At 50.1% G+C, this 23,205-nt stretch carries 21 protein-coding genes, 1 pseudogene and 1 riboswitch; of the genes and pseudogenes, 12 read left to right on the top strand and 10 right to left on the bottom strand.

Features of this window, described 5'->3' with window-relative positions:
- The first annotated feature begins 58 nt into the window (after positions 1 to 58).
- From apbC to ACLJZ5_RS04560, 6 genes are all read left to right on the top strand, one after another.
- Positions 59 to 1,168: an iron-sulfur cluster carrier protein ApbC gene (gene apbC, locus ACLJZ5_RS04585; RefSeq protein ID WP_001005424.1), complete on the top strand. Its 1,110-nt coding sequence runs from the start codon at positions 59 to 61 to the stop codon at positions 1,166 to 1,168.
- Between the two features lie 266 nt (positions 1,169 to 1,434).
- Entirely contained in the window at positions 1,435 to 1,716 is a 282-nt protein-coding gene (locus tag ACLJZ5_RS04580) for a DUF2574 family protein (RefSeq protein WP_001543027.1), read from the top strand.
- Between the two features lie 278 nt (positions 1,717 to 1,994).
- Positions 1,995 to 2,537 carry a fimbrial protein YehD gene (gene yehD / locus ACLJZ5_RS04575; RefSeq protein ID WP_000830496.1) on the top strand — a complete coding sequence of 181 codons (543 nt, stop codon included), beginning with the start codon at positions 1,995 to 1,997 and terminating at the stop codon, positions 2,535 to 2,537.
- A 51-nt stretch (positions 2,538 to 2,588) separates the two neighbouring features.
- Positions 2,589 to 3,272, top strand: a complete 684-nt coding sequence (locus ACLJZ5_RS04570) for a fimbria/pilus periplasmic chaperone (protein ID WP_024798396.1) — start codon at positions 2,589 to 2,591, stop codon at positions 3,270 to 3,272.
- Between the two features lie 12 nt (positions 3,273 to 3,284).
- Positions 3,285 to 5,765: a fimbrial biogenesis outer membrane usher protein gene (locus ACLJZ5_RS04565; protein WP_024798395.1), complete on the top strand. Its 2,481-nt coding sequence runs from the start codon at positions 3,285 to 3,287 to the stop codon at positions 5,763 to 5,765.
- A gap of 8 nt (positions 5,766 to 5,773) precedes the next feature.
- Positions 5,774 to 6,781 (top strand): fimbrial protein, encoded by a 1,008-nt coding sequence (locus ACLJZ5_RS04560; protein WP_024798394.1) that lies wholly within the window; start codon positions 5,774 to 5,776, stop codon positions 6,779 to 6,781.
- Positions 6,782 to 6,822: 41 nt separating this feature from the next.
- Here ACLJZ5_RS04560 and rcnB read toward each other — a convergent pair whose 3' ends face one another.
- Positions 6,823 to 7,137 carry a Ni(II)/Co(II) efflux transporter accessory subunit RcnB gene (gene rcnB, locus ACLJZ5_RS04555; protein WP_000837534.1) on the bottom strand — a complete coding sequence of 105 codons (315 nt, stop codon included), beginning with the start codon at positions 7,135 to 7,137 and terminating at the stop codon, positions 6,823 to 6,825.
- Between the two features lie 281 nt (positions 7,138 to 7,418).
- A riboswitch (TPP riboswitch) is annotated at positions 7,419 to 7,515 on the top strand.
- A 31-nt stretch (positions 7,516 to 7,546) separates the two neighbouring features.
- Between rcnB and thiM the strand changes: the two genes are divergently transcribed.
- The 3 genes from thiM to ACLJZ5_RS04540 are packed head-to-tail and all read left to right on the top strand — an operon-like array spanning position 7,547 to position 9,913.
- Positions 7,547 to 8,344 (top strand): hydroxyethylthiazole kinase, encoded by a 798-nt coding sequence (gene thiM / locus ACLJZ5_RS04550; RefSeq protein WP_001182167.1) that lies wholly within the window; start codon positions 7,547 to 7,549, stop codon positions 8,342 to 8,344.
- A complete protein-coding gene (gene thiD, locus ACLJZ5_RS04545; protein ID WP_024798393.1) occupies positions 8,331 to 9,131 on the top strand; it encodes a bifunctional hydroxymethylpyrimidine kinase/phosphomethylpyrimidine kinase in 801 nt (266 codons plus the stop codon). Before thiM ends, thiD begins: the two co-directional genes overlap by 14 nt.
- A gap of 35 nt (positions 9,132 to 9,166) precedes the next feature.
- Positions 9,167 to 9,913 (top strand): GntR family transcriptional regulator, encoded by a 747-nt coding sequence (locus tag ACLJZ5_RS04540; protein WP_000434062.1) that lies wholly within the window; start codon positions 9,167 to 9,169, stop codon positions 9,911 to 9,913.
- On the opposite strand, the gene ACLJZ5_RS04535 is transcribed toward ACLJZ5_RS04540, so the two are convergent.
- Genes ACLJZ5_RS04535 through ACLJZ5_RS04525 form a run of 3 tightly spaced genes read right to left on the bottom strand, consistent with a single transcriptional unit; the run spans position 9,887 to position 13,121 of the window.
- On the bottom strand, positions 9,887 to 10,852 hold the full coding sequence (locus tag ACLJZ5_RS04535) for a PfkB family carbohydrate kinase (protein WP_024798392.1): 966 nt from the start codon (positions 10,850 to 10,852) through the stop codon (positions 9,887 to 9,889). The two genes, ACLJZ5_RS04540 and ACLJZ5_RS04535, sit on opposite strands and share 27 nt — an antisense overlap.
- A complete protein-coding gene (locus ACLJZ5_RS04530; protein ID WP_000642794.1) occupies positions 10,849 to 11,853 on the bottom strand; it encodes an ADP-ribosylglycohydrolase family protein in 1,005 nt (334 codons plus the stop codon). The genes ACLJZ5_RS04535 and ACLJZ5_RS04530 overlap by 4 nt, the downstream gene beginning before the upstream one ends.
- Complete coding sequence (locus tag ACLJZ5_RS04525) at positions 11,850 to 13,121, bottom strand: nucleoside permease (RefSeq protein WP_024798391.1); 1,272 nt, start codon at positions 13,119 to 13,121, stop codon at positions 11,850 to 11,852. The genes ACLJZ5_RS04530 and ACLJZ5_RS04525 overlap by 4 nt, the downstream gene beginning before the upstream one ends.
- Before the next feature lie 253 nt (positions 13,122 to 13,374).
- Here ACLJZ5_RS04525 and fbaB point away from each other — a divergent pair, with 253 nt between their 5' ends.
- Positions 13,375 to 14,427: a class I fructose-bisphosphate aldolase gene (fbaB, locus tag ACLJZ5_RS04520; protein WP_000129590.1), complete on the top strand. Its 1,053-nt coding sequence runs from the start codon at positions 13,375 to 13,377 to the stop codon at positions 14,425 to 14,427.
- Positions 14,428 to 14,479: 52 nt separating this feature from the next.
- Here the strand turns inward: fbaB and yegS are convergent, their stop codons facing one another.
- Entirely contained in the window at positions 14,480 to 15,379 is a 900-nt protein-coding gene (yegS, locus tag ACLJZ5_RS04515) for a lipid kinase YegS (RefSeq protein WP_001273393.1), read from the bottom strand.
- A gap of 560 nt (positions 15,380 to 15,939) precedes the next feature.
- Between yegS and steD the strand changes: the two genes are divergently transcribed.
- Entirely contained in the window at positions 15,940 to 16,275 is a 336-nt protein-coding gene (gene steD / locus ACLJZ5_RS04510) for a type III secretion system effector SteD (RefSeq protein ID WP_031617864.1), read from the top strand.
- 121 nt (positions 16,276 to 16,396) lie between these two features.
- Entirely contained in the window at positions 16,397 to 16,813 is a 417-nt protein-coding gene (locus ACLJZ5_RS04505) for a CesT family type III secretion system chaperone (RefSeq protein WP_024798435.1), read from the top strand.
- A 9-nt stretch (positions 16,814 to 16,822) separates the two neighbouring features.
- On the opposite strand, the pseudogene ACLJZ5_RS04500 reads toward ACLJZ5_RS04505, so the two are convergent.
- The 5 genes and pseudogenes from ACLJZ5_RS04500 to ACLJZ5_RS04480 form a co-directional block, all read right to left on the bottom strand.
- Positions 16,823 to 17,002, bottom strand: a pseudogene (locus ACLJZ5_RS04500) (non-LEE encoded effector protein NleB); the annotation flags it as partial.
- A 450-nt stretch (positions 17,003 to 17,452) separates the two neighbouring features.
- Positions 17,453 to 18,814 (bottom strand): tRNA 5-hydroxyuridine modification protein YegQ, encoded by a 1,362-nt coding sequence (gene yegQ / locus ACLJZ5_RS04495; protein ID WP_024797562.1) that lies wholly within the window; start codon positions 18,812 to 18,814, stop codon positions 17,453 to 17,455.
- Positions 18,815 to 18,929: 115 nt separating this feature from the next.
- Positions 18,930 to 21,041: a DUF4034 domain-containing protein gene (locus ACLJZ5_RS04490; protein WP_024797563.1), complete on the bottom strand. Its 2,112-nt coding sequence runs from the start codon at positions 21,039 to 21,041 to the stop codon at positions 18,930 to 18,932.
- A 10-nt stretch (positions 21,042 to 21,051) separates the two neighbouring features.
- Complete coding sequence (locus tag ACLJZ5_RS04485; RefSeq protein WP_000498594.1) at positions 21,052 to 21,768, bottom strand: DUF1266 domain-containing protein; 717 nt, start codon at positions 21,766 to 21,768, stop codon at positions 21,052 to 21,054.
- Complete coding sequence (locus tag ACLJZ5_RS04480; RefSeq protein ID WP_000141060.1) at positions 21,768 to 22,970, bottom strand: hypothetical protein; 1,203 nt, start codon at positions 22,968 to 22,970, stop codon at positions 21,768 to 21,770. Before ACLJZ5_RS04480 ends, ACLJZ5_RS04485 begins: the two co-directional genes overlap by 1 nt.
- Positions 22,971 to 23,205: the final 235 nt, after the last annotated feature.

Raw genomic sequence — 23,205 nt, 5'->3', positions numbered from 1 at the left:
CGCTGGAGTAAACTACAAAGTTACAATCGTACTTTTCAGAACTACAAAAGGAGTCGGGATGAACGAACAATCCCAGGCCAAATCACCAGATACCCTGCGAGCGATGGTCGCCGGGACGCTGGCGAATTTTCAGCACCCAACCCTGAAGCATAACCTCACCACGCTTAAGGCGTTGCACCACGTCGCCTGGATGGATGATACGCTGCACGTTGAGCTGGTCATGCCGTTCGTCTGGAACAGCGCGTTTGAGGTATTAAAAGAGCAATGCAGCGCCGATCTGTTACGTATTACAGGCGCAAAAGCGATCGACTGGAAACTGTCGTACAACATTGCGACGCTGAAACGCGTCAAAAATCAGCCTGGCATTAATGGCGTGAAAAACATCATTGCCGTGAGCTCCGGTAAAGGCGGGGTGGGTAAATCGTCCACGGCGGTAAACCTGGCGCTGGCGTTAGCGGCTGAAGGCGCAAAGGTCGGGGTTCTCGATGCCGATATTTACGGTCCGTCGATCCCAACCATGCTTGGCGCAGAAGATCAGCGCCCGACATCGCCAGACGGTACGCATATGGCGCCGATTATGTCTCACGGCCTGGCGACCAACTCGATCGGCTATCTGGTGACTGACGATAACGCGATGGTATGGCGCGGCCCAATGGCCAGTAAGGCGCTGATGCAGATGTTACAGGAGACTCTGTGGCCGGATCTGGATTATCTGGTACTGGATATGCCGCCGGGAACCGGGGATATTCAGCTAACGCTGGCGCAGAACATTCCTGTTACCGGCGCGGTGGTGGTAACTACGCCGCAAGATATCGCGTTAATCGACGCCAAAAAAGGTATCGTGATGTTCGAGAAGGTGGAAGTGCCGGTGCTCGGCATTGTGGAAAATATGAGTATGCATATTTGTAGCAACTGCGGCCATCACGAACCGATCTTCGGCACGGGCGGCGCGCAGAAGCTGGCGGAAAAATACCATACTCAGCTTCTGGGTCAGATGCCGCTGCATATTAGTCTGCGCGAAGATCTTGATCGCGGTACGCCGACGGTGGTTAGCCGTCCGGAGAGCGAATTTACCGCGATCTATCGCGAACTGGCCGATCGCGTTGCGGCACAGCTTTACTGGCAGGGTGAAGTGATTCCGGGTGAAATCGCCTTCCGCGCGGTGTAATTTCTGGCGTTAAATCTTATTCATCGCATCAATGATATATTGATGCGGTGAATATATGGAATGGAAAAGCTGCGTAATATTGTTTATCCTGCCTGTATAATCCATGTCTTTTTCTGAATAATTTGCCTCAATGCATCATTTGAATTGATCAAACCTATCTCATTAATCTACCATTCCAATTGGTTTTAGCAGGGACGTTAATACATAATTCAACGGAAAAATGGCTTGTACGCTGTTTTCCACTTAAAACAGGAATAATGAGCGCAATGAAGAAAAGTTTATTCTTGGGATTTATAACTCTGGCTTATGGAATGAGTTTACAGGCTTTGGCTTCTGATACGGCAACCTTAACCATTACCGGGAGGGTTGTTGAACCAACATGCAGTACTGATGTTGTGAATAATACGGTGCAGCAGCGATGTGGTCAGACTCTTCATCATACAGATATTAACAATGTTACCCCCACTCCTGCACAAGGCATTGTTACTGAAATTGTCGCTGTTCCTGGGGATTCCACACGACAGATAGTGTTAAATCGCTACGACTAAGAAAATATATTGTTTATTAAGCCTCTATCATTTCAATGAATGATAGAGGCTTTTTTATTTGCGGTACAAATAATTATTGTCAATTAATTACGCTAATTTATTAAATTTTAAAATAGTACTCACCTTCACTTATTTGCTACAACTATATTGATATTTGTAACTTGTTTTAAATCAATAAAACAACACGTTTACATTGCAGTAACGTTTTTGGTGTGCGAATTTAAATCCAAGAGTTAACCCTCTTAACAAATAGAAATTATTTTATTAAGGAAGATACTATGAAACGTTCAATTATTTCTGCTGCTGTACTGTCTGCTGTATTTATGAGTGCTGGGGCGTTTGCTGTTGATACGGATTCTGGCATATTGAATATTAATGGTAAGGTAACCGGAACTTCATGTCAGTTTGTTGATGGCGCGACAGAGGCTACAATTACATTGTCTAGCATTCCGGATTCTTTATTCAATGAGGTTGATGTCGGGAATGATGTTACGTATGGAGAGGGGCGTGCCAGTTCACCATTGCAAATTAAATGTGCAAACGCTTCAAATGTTAAGGTTTTCATTTCTGCTAATGACGTTGACAATAACGATATTATTATACCTACTATTGGCTTGGATACTGGAGTAGGTTTTAAACTGTTCCATAACAATAAATCGATTGCTAAATCTGGAAGCGAAGGTATTCCTTTAAGTGACTTTCCAGCAGCAGACGATGGTGTATATAAACTCGATCTTGCAGCTCGTTACGCTAAAAGGACAATGGCTGTAACCCCTGGTGATGTAAATGCCACTGTGACTCTGAAAGTTGTTCAGGAATAAATTATAACCGGCAGTATTGTACTGCCGGTAGTTAATCTGAAGGGATAATGAATGAAAGGATTTTACGCATTAATTATATCATCAATCATTATGCCCGCCCATGCGGGAATTGTGATCTACGGTACTCGCGTTATCTACCCAGCAGATAAAAAGGAAGTATTAGTCCAGTTGATGAACCAAGGGAACCGATCTTCACTGGTTCAGTCATGGATTGATGACGGCGACAGTTCTTTACCGCCGGAAAAAATTCATGTGCCATTTATGATTACACCTCCGGTTGCAAAGGTGGCTGGAAACTCAGGCCAGCAGTTGAAAATTAAAAAAATGGCACATATGCTGCCTAACAACAAAGAAAGTTTATTTTTCCTCAATGTACTGGATATTCCACCGAACAATCCAGATAATGTAGGAAAGAATGTGCTCAAGTTCGCGATGCAGAATCGAATTAAACTATTTTATCGGCCGAAAGGGATTTCGCCAGTTAATATGCATACGTTTCAAAAACTGTCTATGAAACGTAACGGCAGTATTTATTCCATTAAGAATGATGCCGCTAACTGGATCACAGTGACGGAAGTAAAAGCTAATAATGTTAAAATAAATAACGAAAGTATTATGCTTGCACCGCTCTCCAGTGCAGATGTGGCATTAAAAAGTGCTAATGCCAATAAGTATAAAATGACCATTATTGACGATCACGGTAATTATATTAGCGATAACGTCAGCTTAAAATAACAGGAGCTGGTTATGTTAAGGATGACTCCGATTGCTTCGGCGGTATTACTGTTGCTACTCGACATTGATGCCCATGCCGCAGAAGAAACGTTTGATACAAATTTTATGATGGGTGGAATGAAAGGTGAGAGGGTTTCTGATTTTCGCCTCGATGATAACCAACCCCTGCCAGGCCAATATGATATTGACATCTACGTCAATAAGCAGTGGCGTGGTAAGTATGATATTACTGTTAAGGATAATCCGGATGACACCTGTTTATCCCGCGATGCATTAACGCGTCTGGGGATAAATATACAAGCGTTGGACAAGCAGAATGAATGCCCAACCTTGAAGCAGGCGGTACAAGGGGGCAGTTATGCCTGGAATATTGGCACGTTTCGTCTGGATCTTAGCGTTCCGCAGGCGTTTGTCGATGAACTTGAGCAAGGGTATGTTCCTCCGGAAAACTGGGATCGTGGCATTAATGCCTTCTATACCTCGTACTATGCCAGCCAGTATTACAGCGACTATAAGGATTCTGGCAATAGTAAAAGTACCTACGCGCGTTTCACCAGCGGGTTAAACCTGCTGGGCTGGCAGCTGCATTCCGATGCCAGCTATAACAAAACCGATGACAGCAGCGGGGAGTGGAAAAGCAACACCCTGTATTTGGAGCGTGGCATCCCACAAATTCTGGGCACTCTGCGTGCCGGGGATATGTATACCTCATCAGATATTTTTGATGCGGTGCGTTTTCGTGGCGTACGGCTGTATCGCGATATGCAGATGCTGCCGAACTCAAAACAGAACTTTACGCCGCTGGTGCAGGGGATTGCGCAAAGTAACGCGCTGGTCACCATCGAACAGAACGGTTTTGTGGTTTACCAGAAAGAGGTTCCGCCAGGCCCGTTCTCTATTGCGGATTTACAGTTGGCAGGCGGCGGTGCGGATCTTGATGTTAGCATCAAAGAGGCTAACGGATCGGTAACAACCTATCTGGTGCCCTATGCTGCGGTGCCCAATATGTTGCAGCCGGGTGTTTCAAAATATGATTTTGCGGCAGGGCGTAGCCATATCGAAGGCGCCAGCAACCAGACCGATTTTGCGCAGATGAGCTACCAATACGGGCTGAATAATCTCTTAACGCTGTACGGCGGCACCATGCTGGCGGATAACTACAATGCATTTACGTTGGGTACTGGCTGGAATACGCGTATCGGCGCGATTTCCGTCGATATGACACAATCGCATAGCAAGCAAGACAATGGTGATGTGTTTGACGGGCAAAGTTACCAGATTGCCTATAACAAGTATTTGACGCAAACCGCCACCCGTTTTGGGCTTGCTGCCTATCGTTACTCGTCACGAGATTACCGAACGTTTAACGATCACGTTTGGGCCAATAACAAAGACAGCTATGATCGTGATGAAAATGATGTGTACGACATTGCGGATTATTATCAGAACGATTTTGGTCGTAAGAACAGTTTTTCGGCGAACGTCAGCCAATCTTTGCCGCAGGGCTGGGGCTCTGTATCTTTGAGCACGCTGTGGCGTGATTATTGGGGGCGTAGCGGTAACAGTAAAGATTATCAGCTGAGCTATTCCAATAGCTGGCAACGGATTAGCTATACCTTTTCCGCCAGCCAGACTTACGATGAAGATCATCACGAAGATAAGCGTTTTAACGTCTTTATCTCTATTCCGTTCGATTGGGGAGATGATATTAGCGCTCCGCGCAGGCATTTGTATGTGTCTAACTCAACGACCTTTGATGATGACGGTTTTGCGTCAAATAATACCGGGCTTTCCGGCACCGCAGGCAGTCGCGATCAGTTTAACTATGGGGTGAATCTCAGCCATCAACGGCAGGACAGCGAGACAACGGCTGGCGGTAATCTGACGTGGAATGCGCCAGTTGCGACGCTTAACGGCAGCTATAGTCAGTCGTCTAAATATACACAAACTGGCGGCAGTATTTCCGGGGGGCTGGTGGCTTGGTCTGGGGGCGTGAATTTAGCCAACCGACTGTCGGAAACGTTTGCCGTGATGCATGCGCCGGGCCTGGAAGGAGCGTATGTTAATGGGCAGAAATACCGCACCACCAACCGTAATGGCGTGGTGGTCTACGATGGTTTAACGCCGTATCGTGAAAACCACTTGATGCTGGATGTCTCCAACACTAATAGTGAAACCGATCTGCAAGGGAATCGGCGTAATACAGCCCCATATCGGGGGGCAGTCGTTCTGGCGACGTTTGATACCGACCAACGTAAACCTTGGTATATCCGGGCGCAGCGTCCCGATGGTTCACCGCTGACCTTTGGTTACGAAGTAGAGGATATTCATGGACATAATATTGGCGTGGTAGGCCAGGGAAGCCAGCTCTTTATTCGCACCAATGAAGTACCGCCGGAAATAAATGTGGCGATTGATAAACAACAGGGACTTTCATGCTCAATCACTTTCGGCAAAACGATTGATGAAAGTAAAGTTTATATTTGTCGGTGAGGAATGTCATGAGATATTTATTGATGTTGTTTATGATTTTTATATCTTCAAATTTGCAAGCGTATTGTTATATTATAAATCCGGAATCTGCTAGTAATACAAAAATAGAGGATGTAATTGAAATTAAATTAGATAGCAGGAATGTTTTTGAAAAAGAAGTATCAATGGTATTTCCAGATTCTTTCTCTGGATTCCATTGTATGGGAGGGACTGCTGTAGAAAACCGCTTTAAGACAACGTATTCAAGTGGTAATGGGGAGACTGTAAGATATAAAATAAATGATGGTAGCGGACATAGGTTGTATGTTGATGTGACATTGTTTGTTGACGGTAGCCAAACAGGAAAACAAAAAGCCAATGAGACTTCTCAAGCCAGTAAACTAAACAATAACTTAAAATACAAGGTGTTGGCTAAGGTGGTAAAAGTGGAGGTAGATGATAATAGTATTGAAGCCAAATCTGCAGGTGAAGTTTTTTTGTTAGGAAATTATATCAAAGTTAAACCATTGGATTGTCATGGTGCAGTTATTTGTGCTCATGATAACACCAACCATGAATATAGTTTTAAAGTGCCGATAAAAATATTTTTTACTAAGACAACATGTTCTTTGTCTAATAATGAGATTACATTGCCTCCTATTTCATTAAGTGATCTGTTGGCTGGTAATGCTCAGGTCGAATACTTTCCTGATGCACTGAAATTTACATGTGATGGAGGGCTGGGAATGACGACAAGTATTGTAAATTATCATTTTTCTGCCGTTTCAGCAACCAATGGAGATTATTTGGCAAATGAATTAACAAGCGCCGATAGTGCAAAAAATGTTGGGTTTAAAATTTTCCTTAATGATAGCCTTATTCATGTAAACTCTGATGAGAAAAGGCAACTGTTAGGGTATAATAAAGAAATGACTGAAGCTTCAGAACTGAAGCTGGGTGTACAATACTATAAATATGGTAACGTCCAACCGGGCAATGTAAAAAGTAGTGTTTATATTATTACAAGTTATCAGTAATCAATGCTAAGCACACTCTCCTTAACGGAGAGTGTGCTTTTTTATCGATGATAAAAAATCTCGCCATCATAGGCTTTGATGATTTTTCCATCGGTATCGTTAATCAGTACATACGCGCCGCCCATATAGGTCCAGTGAGTACCGGCATCTGGCGCGGGCAGATTACGTAATTTCCACTGTTTAATATTGTACTCATCGGTGCGGTACATCTGCGGAACGGTATCGCCGGGCTTGAAGTGGGTGAAGTCGGCGATAAAGCTTTTTAACTCATATTGATCAATGCCCGTTGTCGCGGGGGCGGCCCATGCAAAACTGGTTGCAAGCAACAGCGCGCAAGGCAGCAACTTACTTTTCATACTTTTACCCTCCACATATGCGGGTCAGTTAACATCGTGTGTATCATTTCTGCTGGTGGCGTATCTGACAAGCGCTATTTTGTTATCTCACGCCCCTTTTCGTAAAAAGTGTAAACGAAAGCGTCGTGCAGCAACATATCCGCCAGCAAGTTTGCCAGAACCAAATAGGTTTTGAGAACTATCTGATAACGCTGAAATTATCGTCCGCCGCTGGCTGTAAATTTACATTGTCTGGCGCAGACAGTATGCTTAATAGCGAAACCCCGCTTAACACGGCGGGGCTTGACGACTCGGGGTGCCCTTCTTTGTGAAGGCTGAGAAATACCCGTACCACCTGATCTGGATAATGCCAGCGTAGGGAAGTCTGACACTGCTCGTGTCCCTTCTTCACGCGGGCAGGAGCTGAACCATGCAGCCTGACCTGCACTGCCGCACGCTTGCGGCGCATACGTTAAAACACTTTCGCGCGCTCTCCCCGCTTACGCACTGTATGACGAATGACGTCGTACAAACGTTTACCGCCAATACGTTGCTGGCGCTGGGCGCTTCACCCGCCATGGTGATTGATCCTGTCGAGGCCAGACCGTTTGCCGCCATCGCCAACGCCTTGCTGGTTAATGTCGGAACCTTAACCGCCTCACGCGCTGACGCGATGCGTGGGGCGGTAGAAAGCGCTTATGATGCCAAAACGCCGTGGACTCTTGATCCTGTCGCGGTGGGCGCGCTGGAATTTCGTCGGCGATTTTGCCTGGATCTCTTGTCCCTGCGCCCGGCGGCAATACGCGGCAACGCCTCGGAAATCCTGGCGTTATCCGGCATGGCGCTGGGCGGACGCGGCGTAGATACCACCGAGGCGGCGTTGGCCGCACTGCCTGCGGCGCAGGCGCTGGCGCGTCAGATAGACTGCATCGTTGTGGTTACCGGAGAGGTAGATTACGTCACTAATGGTCAGCGCACGCTGAGCATTCCCGGCGGCGATCCGTTAATGACTCGCATTGTAGGCACCGGCTGCGCGTTGTCGGCGGTCGTCGCCGCCAGTTGCGCGTTACCGGGCGCCGCGCTGGACAATGTCGCGTCGGCCTGCTGCTGGATGAAACTGGCTGGGCAGGCCGCGGCAGAGCGTAGCGAAGGACCGGGCAGCTTCATCCCGGCTTTTCTTGATGCGCTCTATCATCTGGATGTGGAGGCGGCCAATGCAACGAATTAACGCGCTGACGATTGCCGGCACCGATCCCAGCGGCGGGGCCGGTATCCAGGCGGATCTCAAGACCTTTTCCGCGCTGGGCGCATATGGCTGTTCGGTCATCACCGCGCTGGTGGCGCAAAATACCTGTGGCGTACAGTCGGTGTACCGGATAGAGCCGGACTTTGTCGCCGCTCAACTTGATTCCGTGTTCAGCGATGTGCGCATTGATACCACAAAAATCGGGATGCTGGCGGAAACCGATATTGTCGAGGCCGTGGCGGAACGGTTACAGCGCCATCATGTACGTAATGTGGTGCTGGATACGGTGATGCTGGCGAAAAGCGGCGATCCGCTGCTCTCGCCCTCTGCGATAGAAACATTACGCGTCCGGCTGTTGCCGCAGGTATCGCTGATTACGCCTAATTTGCCGGAAGCCGCAGCGTTGCTGGATGCGCCCCATGCGCATACGGAACAGGAGATGCTGGCGCAGGGGCGGGCGTTACTGGCGATGGGGTGTGAAGCGGTATTGATGAAAGGCGGGCATTTAGAGGATGCGCAAAGCCCGGACTGGCTCTTTACCCGTGAGGGCGAGCAACGTTTTAGCGCGCCGCGTGTGAACACCAAAAATACGCATGGGACGGGCTGTACGCTGTCGGCGGCGCTGGCGGCGTTACGGCCCCGGCATCGCTGTTGGGGAGAGACGGTAAACGAGGCGAAGGCATGGCTTTCGGCGGCGCTGGCGCAGGCGGACACGCTGGAAGTGGGGAAAGGCATTGGTCCGGTACATCATTTCCACGCGTGGTGGTAGTATACTGCCTACAGACCCGTCGTCAGGAAAGATAAATGGAACAAGCGCATACCCGGCTCATCGCGCAACTGAATGAACGAATTTCAGCGGCGGATAATACGCCGCTATACATGAAATTCGCCCAGACGGTAAAGGATGCCGTGCGCAGCGGTATTCTTGAGCACGGTAATATTTTGCCTGGCGAACGCGATCTCAGCCAGCTTACCGGCGTCTCGCGCATCACGGTACGAAAAGCGATGCAGGCGCTGGAAGAAGAGGGTGTCGTCACGCGCGCCCGCGGCTACGGTACGCAAATCAATAATATCTTTGAATATTCCCTGAAAGAGGCGCGGGGATTTTCTCAGCAGGTTGTCTTGCGCGGCAAAAAACCGGATACGCTATGGGTTAACAAACGCGTGGTAAGTTGTCCGGATGAGGTCGCGCAGCATCTGGCGATCCCCGCAGGCAGCGACGTCTTTTTACTCAAACGCATTCGTTATGTTGATGAGGACGCGGTATCGATTGAAGAGTCCTGGGTGCCCGCGCATCTGATTCATGATGTCGACGCGATTGGCATTTCGCTGTATGACTATTTTCGTCGCCAGCACATTTACCCTCAGCGTACCCGATCCCGCGTCAGCGCCCGGATGCCGGATGATGAGTTTCAGTCGCATATTCAAATGGATGGTAAAGTGCCGGTGCTGGTGATTAAGCAGGTGGCGCTCGATCAGCAGCAGCGGCCTATTGAATACAGCATCAGTTATTGTCGTAGCGACCTATACGTTTTTGTGTGCGAGGAGTAGCGCCTCGCGCGTGGGCGCGCAGTCGCCGCCGCGATGCCCGACCACCCAGCTTGCCACCGCATTTCCCAGCAGTACGGCATCCGCGAGCGACCAGCCTGACGCCAGTCCTGCCAGCACGCCGCCAGCATGGCTGTCGCCCGCGCCGATGGTATCCACCACGGTTGCCGGAAACGCTGGCACAACGCCGGAAGATTGCGCGCTAAAATACCACGCTCCGTCTTTATCGTGGCGCACCACCAGCGGCGCGGAAAAGCGGTTTACCCATGCTTCGCCGAAAGTGCGCGTATCGGTCGCAAGTCCGGCGCGTTCCGCGGCGATGATGGCTTCCTGGCGATTGAGGGAGACGATGGGTCGGCAGGCCATAATGCGCGCCATTACATCGTCTGTAATATCACCTATTCGTGGGCCAAAATCGATAAAAGGCGTGACATCGTCGACGGTTTCCAGCCACTGGATCATTGGTTCGCCACAGGACGAGGCCAGTTGATAGCCGGACAGGTAGACAAGACTGCCCCGCGGTGTCCTGAGCTGCGACAACCAGTCTGCATTCCACTGGTTTTCCACGCCGCTAAAAGACATAAACGTGCGTTCGCCATCCGGTTCGACTAACGCCAGACACCAGCCGTTATCTCCTTCAACCGCGTCAATCACGCTGGATAATCCCTCTTTTGCCAGACGGCGGCGAATCCTCTCCGCCCACACGCCCTGGCCCAGCGGCAGCGCATTGCTGGCGTCAATCCCCAGTCGTTTCAATGCCACGGCAATATTCAGCGCACAGCCGCCGACATTGACGCTCTGTTGTTGCAGTTCAATATCGCCTCCGCGACGCGGCAACGTCCAGGCGTCGGCAATGATATCGATCACTGCCGCGCCGATAACGGTGAGCGGACGCCGGGTATGCAGGGTCGGTAATAATGTCAGCAACCGTGCGCCGTTCATAGTGCCTCCCGCCGTTGACGATAACTCGCCAGCGCAACGGCATAGCGCGCAAAATTCAGCTGATTAACCTCGTCCAGCGTTTGCTTTAACTGGGGGTTAATGGCGCTTACCCCGTGCAACGCGCCGCAAATGGCGGTAGCCATCGCACCGATAGTGTCGGTATCGCCGCCGAGGTTAGCGCACAGCACGGCACAGCGGTTAGGATCGGTATTCGCCAGTTCCACCATGGCGATAGCGCAGGGAACCGATTCAATGGTGCTGGTTCCCGCGCCGATGATCTGATAGAGCTGTTCGCTGGCAGATTCGACGCCGTCGGCGTGGCGGACAATGTTTAGCGCCAGTTCCAGACGTGCCGATAGCGAGGCGCTAAACGTGGTAATACGCGCTGTCTGCGCCTGATGGGCGACGGCGGGGAGCGAGTCGGCAATACTTTGCCACGTGTCGCCGTTAACCGCTCGCGAGACGGCCCAGGCGACAACCACGGCGCCAGCCACCGCCAGATCGGATTTATGCGTCGGGCTGGAGGCTAACGCCACTTCTGCTATAAAGGCTGTCAGGTTAGTTGGCGGCAACAGGCAGCCCAACGGCGAAACGCGCATGGCCGCGCCGTTAGTCACGCCGTTATTTTCCAGCGCCGCGATGGGTTTGCCGTCGCGAATCGCATTCAGCGCAATTTTTGACGTCGGGCCGAGTACATTTTTATTGAACGCATCAAAGCGTTCTGCCCAGGCGAGGATGTTACGTCCAATGATCTCGGGATCAATGTTGCCTTCGCATTCGAGTAGCGCGTCGGCCAGGCAGAGCGCCATTGCGGTATCATCCGTAAACTCCGCGCGGTTAAAATAGCAGGCGGCATTATTTTCTTTTGGGCCGGGCAGAAAGCGGTCAATCCAGCCGAAATGCGCTTTGACGCGCGTTCTCGGCCACAGCTCAGAGGGCATTCCCATCGCATCCCCTAACGCTTGCCCGTAAAGAGCACCGAGAATACGTTCTGCTTTCATTTTACTTCCCCTTGTGTCAACGCAATATCGCGATCGTCAATAGCAGTGATCTCTTTGTCCGATTCGCGAAAGAAAATCATAAATAGTAGCGCGATGACGGCAATCATCACTGCGCCAAACGTCCACATGCCCGCCCAGTTGAATGTCAGACCGTTAACCGGTTGCGGATAAGCAAACATTTTTTCCATCATCACGCCGCCGAGACGATAGCCCAGCAGGCTGCCGAATCCCTGACAGCAGAGGGTGATAAGCCCTTGCGCAGCGGTACGCATATGAACCGGCGCTTTTTTATCGACATAAATGTAGGCGGTGACGTAGTAGAAATCGTAACTCACGCCGTGCAGCAAAATACCGAGGAACAGCAGGGCATAAGTGAAGTACGTTTCCGCGCCGCCATAGACAAAAAAGCCGTAGCGGATCGCAGCGGTAATAAGACCAAGTAATAATACCTTTTTAATACCAAAGCGCTTAGTGAAAAAGGGCAGAGCCAGCATAAAGAAGATTTCAGAGAACTGGCCGAGCGTCATCCAGCCGGTGGCGTTTTTCATTCCCACTTCCGTCAGATAGCCGTTAGCGAAGATGTAGTAGAAGGCCAGCGGCATCGCAAACAGAAAGGAACAGAAGAAGAAAACGAGAAAGTTTTTATCGCGCAGCAGGACCAGCGCATCCAGCCCCAGCATCACTTTAATATCCATCTTGCCGGTGCTTTTTGGCGGCGTGTCTGGCAGACAGAACGCAAATACGCCCAGCAACGCTGAACTTGCGGCGGTTATGAGCAGTGGAATGTTGGTGGGGGAAATATCGTTATAGCCTAACATTTGCGGCAGGAATCCACAGGCGAGGCCGGAGGCTATCCACCCAATGGTTCCCATAACGCGAATGCGTGGAAAATCGCGTTCAACGTCCGGTACGTTAGCGAAGGCAATGCTGTTTGTCAGCGCGATGGTCGGCATATAGGTCAATGAATAGGCCAGAAGCAGCGGAAAGAATCCGGCGAAGATGGTTTGCTGCGCCGCGAAATACATCAGCACGGCGCCTGCAAACATCAGTACCGCCAGGACTTTTTGCGCTGAGAAAAAACGGTCGGTAACGGAGCCGACCAGAATCGGCGACAGGATCGCCGCAATGGCGGTACAGGCATAAGACCAGCCTATTTCACCGGCGGAAAACCCGCTTTTATTTAGCCATAGCCACAGGGGGACGAACCAGGCGCCCCAGATAAACCACTCCACGAACATCATGAACGACAGTTTAAAGGTCGTTTTCATTTTTGAATCCTTCATGACAGGTAAGGTACGCCACGACAATACCACTTAATAATACCTTTTAAATACCATTGAGCATTAATTTTGACCGATCTAACACTTTTTCGGACGTGAATCGAGTCAGCAGATAGCGCCGAAAAAATGCGCTAAAGTTGGCAAAAATGGTCGGTCAGTACCAGGCTTATTGCGACCCGCAATCTGTGGGGCAGGACTATTCACCTTCCGATACCCTATCGGAACTTACGGGAGCATAGCTATGACTGATATTGCGCAGTTGCTTGGCAAAGACGCCGACAGCCTTTTACAGCATCGTTGTATGACCATTCCTTCCGATCAGCTTTATCTACCCGGCAAGGATTACGTTGACCGGGTGATGATTGACAATAATCGTCCACCAGCCGTTCTGCGTAATATGCAGACGCTCTATAATACTGGACGCCTGGCGGGAACAGGATACCTTTCGATACTGCCCGTCGATCAGGGAGTGGAGCACTCCGCCGGCGCTTCTTTTGCGGCCAACCCGCGCTACTTTGACCCAAAAAATATTGTTGAATTGGCGATTGAGGCCGGCTGTAACTGCGTGGCCTCTACCTACGGCGTACTGGCCTCGGTTTCACGGCGCTATGCGCACCGTATTCCGTTTTTGGTCAAACTGAATCACAACGAAACATTGAGCTATCCGACAGAGTACGATCAGACCCTGTACGCCAGCGTTGAGCAGGCGTTCAATATGGGCGCCGTGGCGGTAGGCGCGACGATCTATTTCGGTTCGGAACAGTCCCGTCGCCAGATTGAAGAGATCTCCGCCGCTTTTGAGCGTGCGCATGAGCTGGGTATGGTGACCGTATTGTGGGCTTACCTGCGTAATTCTTCCTTTAAAAAAGACGGCGTCGATTACCATGTATCCGCTGACCTGACGGGGCAAGCCAACCATCTGGCCGCTACGATTGGTGCGGATATTGTGAAACAGAAAATGGCCGAGAATAATGGCGGTTATAAAGCGGTCAACTTCGGCTATACCGACGATCGCGTGTACAGCAAACTGACCAGCGATAACCCGATTGATTTGGTTCGTTACCAGTTGGCGAACTGCTATATGGGACGCGCCGGGCTTATCAACTCCGGCGGCGCGGACGGCGGCGACACTGATCTCGGCGACGCGGTTCGTACCGCGGTGATCAACAAACGAGCCGGTGGAATGGGGCTAATTCTGGGACGTAAAGCCTTTAAGAAATCAATGGCTGATGGCGTGAAGTTGATTAACGCCGTACAGGATGTCTATCTGGATAGCAAAGTCACCATCGCCTGAGTTCAACGAAGAAAAGCCGGATGTGAGCGCATCCGGCCAGCGACTGGTGTTATTAACGTAGCAACGGGCAGTCTGGCGGCAGCCGACAGCGTAATGCGCCAGGCAGCACCTCAATATGAAATTCTTGCCCGCTGAGTGGTTCGCCATCCAGATTGAACGTGATTTCATGCGGTGCATGAATATCAAACCACGCTGAGGCGCCGTCAATAATATTCGGATTGTCATCTGACTGCGTGAGTGTGGAAAACAGCGCCGGCAGCAGTTCTTCGCCGGTAAAAATCCGTAGCTGTAACAGCCCGTCGTTAATCAGCGCGGTGGGACATAATTGCTGCCCGCCGCCGGCCTGACGACCGTTGCCGATGCCGATTACCAGCGCATCTCCCTGCCAGTGAAAGTTTTCGCCACGTATTTCGCAGCGGTCAGGGGTCAGCGTATCCATTCTCATCAGACCGTGAATAAGATAGGAGACGCCGCCCAACGCGGCTTTAAGTTTTTCCGGCGTTTCGGTGGTAATGCGGGTGCCAAAACCGCCCGTCGCCATATTGATAAAACAGGTTTTATCATTGACCCTGGCCATATCAATTTCCATCGCGTTTCCGGCAATCGCCAGTTTCAGCGCTTTGTCCAGCGCTTCAGGAATACCGGCGCTGGTGGCAAAATCGTTGGCAGTGCCGAGCGGCAAAAGGCCCAGTGCAGGGGCTACGCCGTCGCGGATCTGGATGAGCGCGGTCGACACTTCATTAATGGTACCGTCTCCGCCGCCGGCAATCACCGTTTCAACGCCCAGTCTACGGGCTTCATCAACGTAACGCTGCGCGTCGCCTTTTTCCCAGGTTACCCGAACGTGAATCTGTATACCTTCGTCGCGAAGTAGAGTAATGGCCTCACGTAGCGGCTGGTTATCAGCGCTTTTGCCATTGAGGATCAGTAAGCTGGCGGGAAAGTTAGCCATCCGTTATGCCTTAATAAGTTGAACAACAATCTCCAGAAAGTGTATAGCAGAAATGAAAAAGCGAGGTCAGAACAGGATGAAAATTGAAATGTTGCGCACTTATTGCTTTACCGTTTTTCTTCCTGCTGTACGCAGCGGTAAGCGAAGCATGGTTTAAGACAAATGGCGACAAGAGAGATGCCGGTATGCGCATTGAGTAGCGCTTGTGAGAGTGCAGGGAAACCACAAGGGGGAGTCAGACGCTTTCCGATATAGCGCCTTTAATAACGAAACGGAGGATTAACAAGACGAACATACGTCAGTTATCAGTATTAATTTCAAACACCATAATATCAGATAAAAACCTGATATTTATTACCAAACATACTTTTTAATAGCATAAAATCGAAATGTTCTTTAGACTCTTTAGCAGAAACACGGCGCACTATTAGAAGCACGCTACTATATATCAATAAAACCTATTTAGATGATGGCTTAGCGCGGTGTCCTATAGTCGTACCGTTGCCTGAGGTATCGCTTTTCTCATAAACATAAACAGGCATGTGCATGAAGAGGTTTATATGAATGTCACTTCAGGCGTGAATGCGCAAACGCCATTGCTCCCTCCTTCTGAACGGGGTAATGACGAAAAACCAGTAGCTGAAATCGTTGAGTTTAACGCTTACGGCAATAAACCCAGATGTTTGATGTGTCTGGGAACCTCGGCATTGTTTACAAGTGTTTTCAGTGGGGTATGCTCAGGGGTTGTCGCCAGTGTCAGTAGTGGTGCTACATATACTACCGCCCTGACGGTTTTAGGCGCATCGTTTGGCATGGGGGGGATTGGTATGATGGGAATATACGCCGGACTATACCTTAGCGCAAATGGTGTCAGAACCCGGCCAGCCTGGCCATAAATGAGCAAACACAGCAAGTCATAGGGAAAAGACGAATTCTGACGATGACACGGGGTGTTGCGCGTCAAGACAAGAGGCTTATGACTTATATAGAAACTCTTTAAATAGAGTATGGGGTGTTATGTATTCAAAAGCCGATCGCTTATTAAGACAGTTTTCACTAAAATTAAATGTCGATTCAATTGTCTTTGACGAAAACAGATTATGCTCATTTATTATAGATAACCGTTACCGTATCTTACTAACAAGCACTAACAGCGAGTATATAATGATATACGGTTTTTGCGGAAGACCTCCGGATAATAATAATCTTGCTTTTGAATTTCTCAATGCTAATTTATGGTTTGCAGAGAATAATGGACCACATTTGTGTTATGATAATAACTCACAATCATTATTACTGGCTCTCAACTTCTCACTCAATGAAAGTTCTGTAGAGAAACTTGAATGTGAAATTGAGGTAGTTATTAGATCAATGGAGAATCTGTATCACATTTTACAGGATAAAGGAATAACTCTGGATACCTATTATACGTGACGGTGGGAAGGGCGTTTGGTGATCTAGTGGTAATAGAGGATAATCAACCCCAGCAAAACTTACATGGCCTGATGAAGGTGGACTGAGCGTAGGTGCGATGGTTTGAGTATTACTTTGACATGAAATCAAACCTCTAATCCGGGAAAACATTATTTTAATCCTTGTAAAAGCGGCATTAAAACGTGCCATATTTTTACACGCTTAAATTATCAGTTTTTAACCTTAATTTAATAACCTGGAAACTTTTTGTGTAAGTGCTCACAAAGTAGTTATTGATTTAATTCACTGATGTTAAACGTAAACGTCAGAATGCTAAGTCCTGAGTCTGACCGGATGCGGGGAGGATTGTGACTTGCTGGCTGGCAATGGATAGGGGAGGTCTGTAAACCTAAGCGCCCATTTGCGCTTTGGTTAGTGTGGTCAATTTTGGATATGGCGGGAAGTACCACTTTTTTATGGATTATACGCAAAAAATAAGCCTGCGTAAGGGAGATTACGCAGGCCAAGGAGGTGGTTCCTGGTACAGCTAGCATTTATGGGTTATGTTTTTCAGCGCGTTGAATAATACCCGCATTGAGCGAAGCGGTATGTGATCAATTTCTAAGAATCTTCCCGCCATGAAAAAATAACCGCAATTAACTACTTAGCATGGGGGTTACGCGTTGATTCGCCTGAGAAATTACGCATCAATAGTGCGTAATCCAGCGTAACGTCCTGCGGGACGGGCATCCAGACGGTATAGCCATCGCCAGGCGCCACCGGCATAGCGTCGCCTTTGACGTTCTCCATCTGTTCCAGGGTGAAATTGATATTTCCCTGCGGTGTCATCAGCTCCAGACTATCGCCAACGGAGAATTTATTTTTCACCGCCACGGCCGCCAGTTGGCCTTTACGCTCGCCGGTGAACTCGCCGACAAATTGCTGGCGTTCGGAAACGGAGTACCCGTACTCGTAATTCTGGTAATCGTCGTGCGTATGGCGACGCAGGAAACCTTCGGTATAGCCGCGATGAGCCAGACCTTCCAACGTTTCCAGCAGCGTAGGGTCGAAGGGTTTACCCGCGGCGGCGTCGTCGATGGCCTTACGGTAGACCTGCGCGGTACGGGCGCAGTAATAAAAGGATTTGGTGCGGCCTTCGATTTTCAGCGAGTGGACGCCCATTTTCGTCAGGCGCTCCACGTGGGCGATAGCGCGCAAATCTTTTGAGTTCATGATATAGGTGCCATGCTCGTCTTCGAACGCGGTCATGTATTCGCCCGGTCTTTGGGCCTCTTCTATCATAAACACTTTATCCGTCGGCGCGCCGATACCGAGCGTCGGCTCAACGTTCTGTACCGGAATCGGTTCGTGCTTATGCACGATGTTGCCGACAACGTCTTCTTTTCCTTCCTGCACGTTATATTCCCAACGGCAGGCATTGGTGCAGGTGCCCTGATTCGGATCGCGTTTATTGATGTAGCCGGAAAGCAGGCAGCGGCCGGAATAGGCCATGCATAGCGCGCCGTGGACGAAAATTTCTATTTCCATATCCGGCACCTGCTGGCGAATTTCCTCAATCTCTTCCAGCGACAGCTCGCGGGAGAGAATCACACGGGTCAGCCCCATCTGCTGCCAGAATTTTACCGTCGCCCAGTTTACGGCATTAGCCTGTACCGACAGGTGAATCGGCATTGCCGGGAAGTGCTCGCGTACCAGCATAATCAACCCTGGATCGGACATGATCAGCGCATCCGGGCCCATCTCGACGACGGGTTTCAGGTCACGGATAAAGGTTTTGAGCTTGGCGTTATGCGGGGCGATGTTCACCACCACGTAGAATTTTTTTCCGAGCGCGTGGGCTTCGTTGATGCCAAGCTGCAAATTTTCGTGATTGAATTCGTTATTACGCACGCGTAAAGAGTAGCGTGGTTGGCCCGCATAGACGGCATCGGCACCGTAAGCGAAAGCGTAACGCATATTTTTCAGCGTTCCCGCCGGCGAAAGAAGTTCTGGTTTAAACATCATTTTCTCGTTCTGATGACAGGTCAGATCCGCCTCACCTGATGAGGCGGCTTGAGGAGAGTCCTCACTTTAAGGGCGGGCATTGTAGCGCCGTGGGAGAGGGGAGTAAACCACCTTACACCATTGAGTTGACCTGTCCCGGCAGCTCTGAATTCGGGATACGGACGGTATACCAAGCGAAACGAAAGCGTTTCCAGAAAGAATCGAAATGCAGGTGGTCCAGGCAGTCCATAACGATTTCATTATCCGGGTAAAGTGTGAAGGCAAAATGCGCCCAGCGTGCGCTTAGCTTCATATTAAACAGCGTTCGATCGTGTTTATTACCGTGCAGACGCGATAGGGTCACCATAGCATGTAGCGTGCCTTTGTTGGCCTCTTGTTGCACCAGTTCCAGATGCTTATGCGCCAGCGTAATATCCTTCACTTCAAAAATATTCAGCAGGAACAAGCCCCAGGCCTCTTTATGCCCGAACTGATGCGCCAGCCAGAGATTATCGAGTAGTTCTTTTTCATAAGCGGAACGTTTTTCGGTATCAGGTTCTTGTTTACTCAGACGCTGGTTGCAGACGCCGATGCTGAAATGAATATTTTGCAGGTCATTTTCATAGTCGGTATAGCCTCCGTTATCTATTAATTTGTACGGAGTGCTCTCGCGCAGCGCTAACTGCCGGTGCAAAATCTCCGCCGCGCGCTGAAAATACCCTAACGCGATGGCAGGATCGTAAGGTAGTAGGCCGTTGTTCTCTTTATTATTGTGTTCAAGGCCCAGCAGGTTTAGCGCGGCGGGTATATTTCTTTGTGCGCCCAGCTCTGCCAGCGGCACGAAATGTTCCGGGAGCCCGAACCAGTTGAAATTTTTAATCGCCGCCCGCCAGCTATGGTTATATTGAATGTCGGCGACGCTATCGAGCCAGGCGAGGCCTTGCGCCTCATCCTTTTCGAAACCCAATAGCCCGGCGTACTGAAAGTAGCCACGACGGATTTTCGGCACTGCGAATTCCGTTTGCTGCGCATTCTGACAGAGAAAATTATACATCCACCAGGTGTCAGGAAAATCGCGCAGGGCGAACTTTATCGTGTCATCAGAGAAGTAATTGTTGAGTTTAACTTTTTCCACGATCGAACGCTGAAGGGTTCGCCAGAGCGCGTCATTATCGTCCAGATCGCTATAGCAGACCCGCAGCCACTCCAGCGCGTTGTGGCGAGATTCCTGGATATGCGCTCGCAGGCTAATCTCTTCGGCTTTGGCGATAATGCGTTTCTGTTCTGCCGGGGAGTCAACCTCTTTAATGCGCAGATCGCGGTGATCGTCCCACCAGATTAATAGCTCCAGATGTTCACGTTCTGCGGCAGAAAGGTGATCGCATACGCTTGATTCCAGAAATTCGCGGATTTCCTCGTGAGACCCTCTCCAGCGTGGCATACGAAACGGGATATATTCATCCAGCACGTAAAATGCCGTCGGGAAAATAGCCAGGCAGACGGCGAGCCAGTATTTTTGCCCGGCATCGTCATTGCACTCCGGCAGCACGGACGGGCGCGGCAAATTTGGGCAAACCGCGTCGGTAAACGACAGCCCGGAATGGGCCATCAGCGCATCCACCTCCTGCGGTGAATGGCGATGATATTCAGCCAGATCTTCCATTAATGGCTGCCCGGCAACATCCGCGCCCTCGAGGAACTCAACCAGCCAGTCGGGCTGGCCGAAGACTTTGGAGTTGGTGCTGGTCAGGGCCGCCGCCATCCACTGGCGCGGTTCACAGTCGATAGCATTGAGCACGGCGATGACCATCCGTTCGTTGCAGGCGGCGGCGCAGATCCACATCGCTCGGGTGGTTTCTCTCGCCCAGCCATAGCTGCGGTAAAGCCACGCACGGTGATTCCAGTATTGCGCCTCGGCAAGCCAGGCGTGAGTGGAGCGGGGACGAGCGCGCTGCCAGTTTTTGATCAGCGCTAATCCTTGCGGCCCAGCCTCAACCAGCGTGTCCATATCGTAAAAAGGGTTGTCCATTTGATTCCAGGCGAAGAAATAGCGCTTTTCCGCTTCGCGGCTGGTAAAGCTCTCCGTCAGCGCCTGGTTGTAGCGTTCGTCCAGTTCGTCATAGCGTTCTTCGCGCAGCAGGCCGGGAATATCGGCGATATGCCATTCGCGTTGCCCGTCATTGAGGGGATTTTTGTGGTTGCACATCTCAAACATAGCGTTGAGCAGACGATCATCCTGTTCCATAAAGCGTCCTTTAAATCGGCTCGAAAATTTTGAATTCATTCCACGGCAGTTGTCGCCAGCGGCTGACCGGGTCTTGCAAATAATGGGTGGCTTCCTGTAAATCCCGTCCGGCAAGCGCTGTTGGCGTGTCACGTAGCGTGAGCCATACCCGGCGGGCGCGAACGTAGGCGGTGGCGTAATCCTCCCAGGAATCAAAACAGTCCTGAGCGCGCTGGGCGTTAAGTAATAACACCAGCCAGGCCTGATGTACGTCGCACCAGCCGAGCCCGGCGATACAGCGGGTCAGAAAGGCGGTGCGCATACAGTCGAAGGCCAGCGCGTCGCGGACCTGGCCCTGGGCCGCCAGATGATGATAAAACGTGCGCGGCGAGCTGCCGATGCCCGCAGGCCAGCGGCGTAAGATATCCTCAACCTTGTGGCGTAACGCCGCGCCGTCGAGGTTTTCGCTCAAGCCCAGCTCTTTTTTTACCTGCTGCGCCAGATAGCGGCGTTTGTCATCGTCAAGTTTGAAGACCAGCTCAACGCCTTTGGTCGGTAGCCCGTTGCGCCGGGCAAGGATATCAGCCAGCGCCAGCGCCCATTGACGCCGCCGGGTATCGCGACGCAGATCCTTCAGGCGATCTTTTTCTTTCTCCTCGGCGATACGGGACGCAATCAGCGGTTTGTTTTTTTTGTAGTTGCGCCAGCTAAAAAATAGGGCGGCAATAATAAGAACAATCCAGAACATTATTGCACCTCCTTGATGACAGGTAGGTAACGCGTGGTTTGTAGCGTCAGGCTTTCAATTTCGAAAGGTTCGCTACTGGTGTTTTTCCCGGCAAGCGTAGGATGCCATTCATGCTGCGGAAACAGCATTTCCGCAGCCGTCGCCACGTTAGGATCAACAACCTGAAGGTAGCGCAGCGCCTCCGGGGCGCTGTGTAGCAGCAGCCACTGTAAAGCTACCGGAGGCGTAGGGAAGTGCTCCATTAAATGAAAATTGTCATGCAGCACATTGAGCAGAAAATTGAGGTCATGAATATGAGTAATAAATTTCCAACCTGAATATTCCGGCGTTGCTTCATAAACTATTCCCATCTCTTCGCAATCGGCGTGGCGCTCAGGAAGTGGTTGCAGATGGCGTAACAGAGATAAAACATCGTTAGCATATTTCTTAATAGGATGGCGATTTTGCTTACCTTTAATCTGATCAATGCTCAGGCCGTTATTACCAACCACCAGGCTTATTGTGACGTGGGGAATATTATTGCCGTCGCGCAGGCTGAACAGGCGAAGTTTTTGTTGTTCAATTTGTCGGGCGTAGTAATCACCGTAGCCGCCGGAAAGCGCGCCTTTATTTTCAAAATCTCCGACGCAGTGTTGCATATGCCAGGATTCATACGCCATCTCACTGCGCAGGCCGGGGTTTGTTGCATCAAACTCAACCAGCACACCGTTATTCACCGCCATCACCGGTTTTAGCGCCTCGCTGTTGGAGGGATACCAACCTTGTTCACGCAGGCGCTGCATTTTTTGATGCTCCGCTTCGCGCATTGCCAGCACGGTAAAGCAGTTGATGCGCTGTAGTTTAGTTTCCAGCCGCGTTCCTTCCTGCCGCGAAAGAAATTCCACTAAATCTCTTTCCATTGCCACGAGTTGCGGGTGCTGAACGTTAAGGTAGTAAAAGTGCTCATCGCCACCCAGCTTTGGCGCCAGCCAGGCGGGGATTTCTGCATCAGCGCTAAAATAAACGGCATAATCGGCGACGGAGCGCACAGGATAAACATGAGGAAAGTCACCGATGATCCAACGATAAAAATGGTTGCTTAACCAGCGCTGGATATTTTCGCTGTCGCCGCGTTGTTGACTCCGGGAAAAAATAGACGATTTTACATTTGGCGCATTTATTATATTGCGTGGTTTATAGCGGTGAGATGACGTTTCTGTCATAAAAATCCATGTATAATTAAGCTGGTACTATGTTTATGTATTTTTAGATTCACTTAATGAATTAATGCGCAATAAGTTTAAAAAACTACTCACAGTATATCGGTAAACTAAAAAGAGCGGCCAAATAATTTATTGTCCCCGATCGCGTTCGTCGTGGTTTTCGGGATACCGCTCGGCCAAAGGAAAGAGGGCAGTGTGTTAATTCCGCCAGAATAGCGTTGGCGGAAAATATCGT

Origin of the sequence: Salmonella sp. 5800 (assembly GCF_046558195.1) — a bacterium.
Lineage (GTDB): Bacteria > Pseudomonadota > Gammaproteobacteria > Enterobacterales > Enterobacteriaceae > Salmonella > Salmonella enterica.
Note: the sequence above shows the minus strand (reverse complement) of the source record. Positions and strands in the feature narration are given on the sequence as shown.

Excerpts from the sequence above, each read along its gene's own strand:
- ACLJZ5_RS04505 (WP_024798435.1), top strand. The coding sequence starts at position 16,397 with ATGTATTCAAAAGCCGATCGCTTATTAAGACAGTTTTCACTAAAATTA.
- ACLJZ5_RS04580 (WP_001543027.1), top strand. The coding sequence starts at position 1,435 with ATGAAGAAAAGTTTATTCTTGGGATTTATAACTCTGGCTTATGGAATG.
- ACLJZ5_RS04560 (WP_024798394.1), top strand. The coding sequence starts at position 5,774 with ATGAGATATTTATTGATGTTGTTTATGATTTTTATATCTTCAAATTTG.
- ACLJZ5_RS04485 (WP_000498594.1), bottom strand. The coding sequence starts at position 21,768 with ATGTTCTGGATTGTTCTTATTATTGCCGCCCTATTTTTTAGCTGGCGC.
- apbC (WP_001005424.1), top strand. The coding sequence starts at position 59 with ATGAACGAACAATCCCAGGCCAAATCACCAGATACCCTGCGAGCGATG.
- ACLJZ5_RS04525 (WP_024798391.1), bottom strand. The coding sequence starts at position 13,121 with ATGAAAACGACCTTTAAACTGTCGTTCATGATGTTCGTGGAGTGGTTT.
- yegQ (WP_024797562.1), bottom strand. The coding sequence starts at position 18,814 with ATGTTTAAACCAGAACTTCTTTCGCCGGCGGGAACGCTGAAAAATATG.
- ACLJZ5_RS04480 (WP_000141060.1), bottom strand. The coding sequence starts at position 22,970 with ATGACAGAAACGTCATCTCACCGCTATAAACCACGCAATATAATAAAT.
- rcnB (WP_000837534.1), bottom strand. The coding sequence starts at position 7,137 with ATGAAAAGTAAGTTGCTGCCTTGCGCGCTGTTGCTTGCAACCAGTTTT.
- ACLJZ5_RS04490 (WP_024797563.1), bottom strand. The coding sequence starts at position 21,041 with ATGGAACAGGATGATCGTCTGCTCAACGCTATGTTTGAGATGTGCAAC.
- ACLJZ5_RS04570 (WP_024798396.1), top strand. The coding sequence starts at position 2,589 with ATGAAAGGATTTTACGCATTAATTATATCATCAATCATTATGCCCGCC.
- yehD (WP_000830496.1), top strand. The coding sequence starts at position 1,995 with ATGAAACGTTCAATTATTTCTGCTGCTGTACTGTCTGCTGTATTTATG.
- ACLJZ5_RS04535 (WP_024798392.1), bottom strand. The coding sequence starts at position 10,852 with ATGAACGGCGCACGGTTGCTGACATTATTACCGACCCTGCATACCCGG.
- ACLJZ5_RS04565 (WP_024798395.1), top strand. The coding sequence starts at position 3,285 with ATGTTAAGGATGACTCCGATTGCTTCGGCGGTATTACTGTTGCTACTC.
- fbaB (WP_000129590.1), top strand. The coding sequence starts at position 13,375 with ATGACTGATATTGCGCAGTTGCTTGGCAAAGACGCCGACAGCCTTTTA.
- thiD (WP_024798393.1), top strand. The coding sequence starts at position 8,331 with ATGCAACGAATTAACGCGCTGACGATTGCCGGCACCGATCCCAGCGGC.
- steD (WP_031617864.1), top strand. The coding sequence starts at position 15,940 with ATGAATGTCACTTCAGGCGTGAATGCGCAAACGCCATTGCTCCCTCCT.
- ACLJZ5_RS04530 (WP_000642794.1), bottom strand. The coding sequence starts at position 11,853 with ATGAAAGCAGAACGTATTCTCGGTGCTCTTTACGGGCAAGCGTTAGGG.
- thiM (WP_001182167.1), top strand. The coding sequence starts at position 7,547 with ATGCAGCCTGACCTGCACTGCCGCACGCTTGCGGCGCATACGTTAAAA.
- ACLJZ5_RS04540 (WP_000434062.1), top strand. The coding sequence starts at position 9,167 with ATGGAACAAGCGCATACCCGGCTCATCGCGCAACTGAATGAACGAATT.
- yegS (WP_001273393.1), bottom strand. The coding sequence starts at position 15,379 with ATGGCTAACTTTCCCGCCAGCTTACTGATCCTCAATGGCAAAAGCGCT.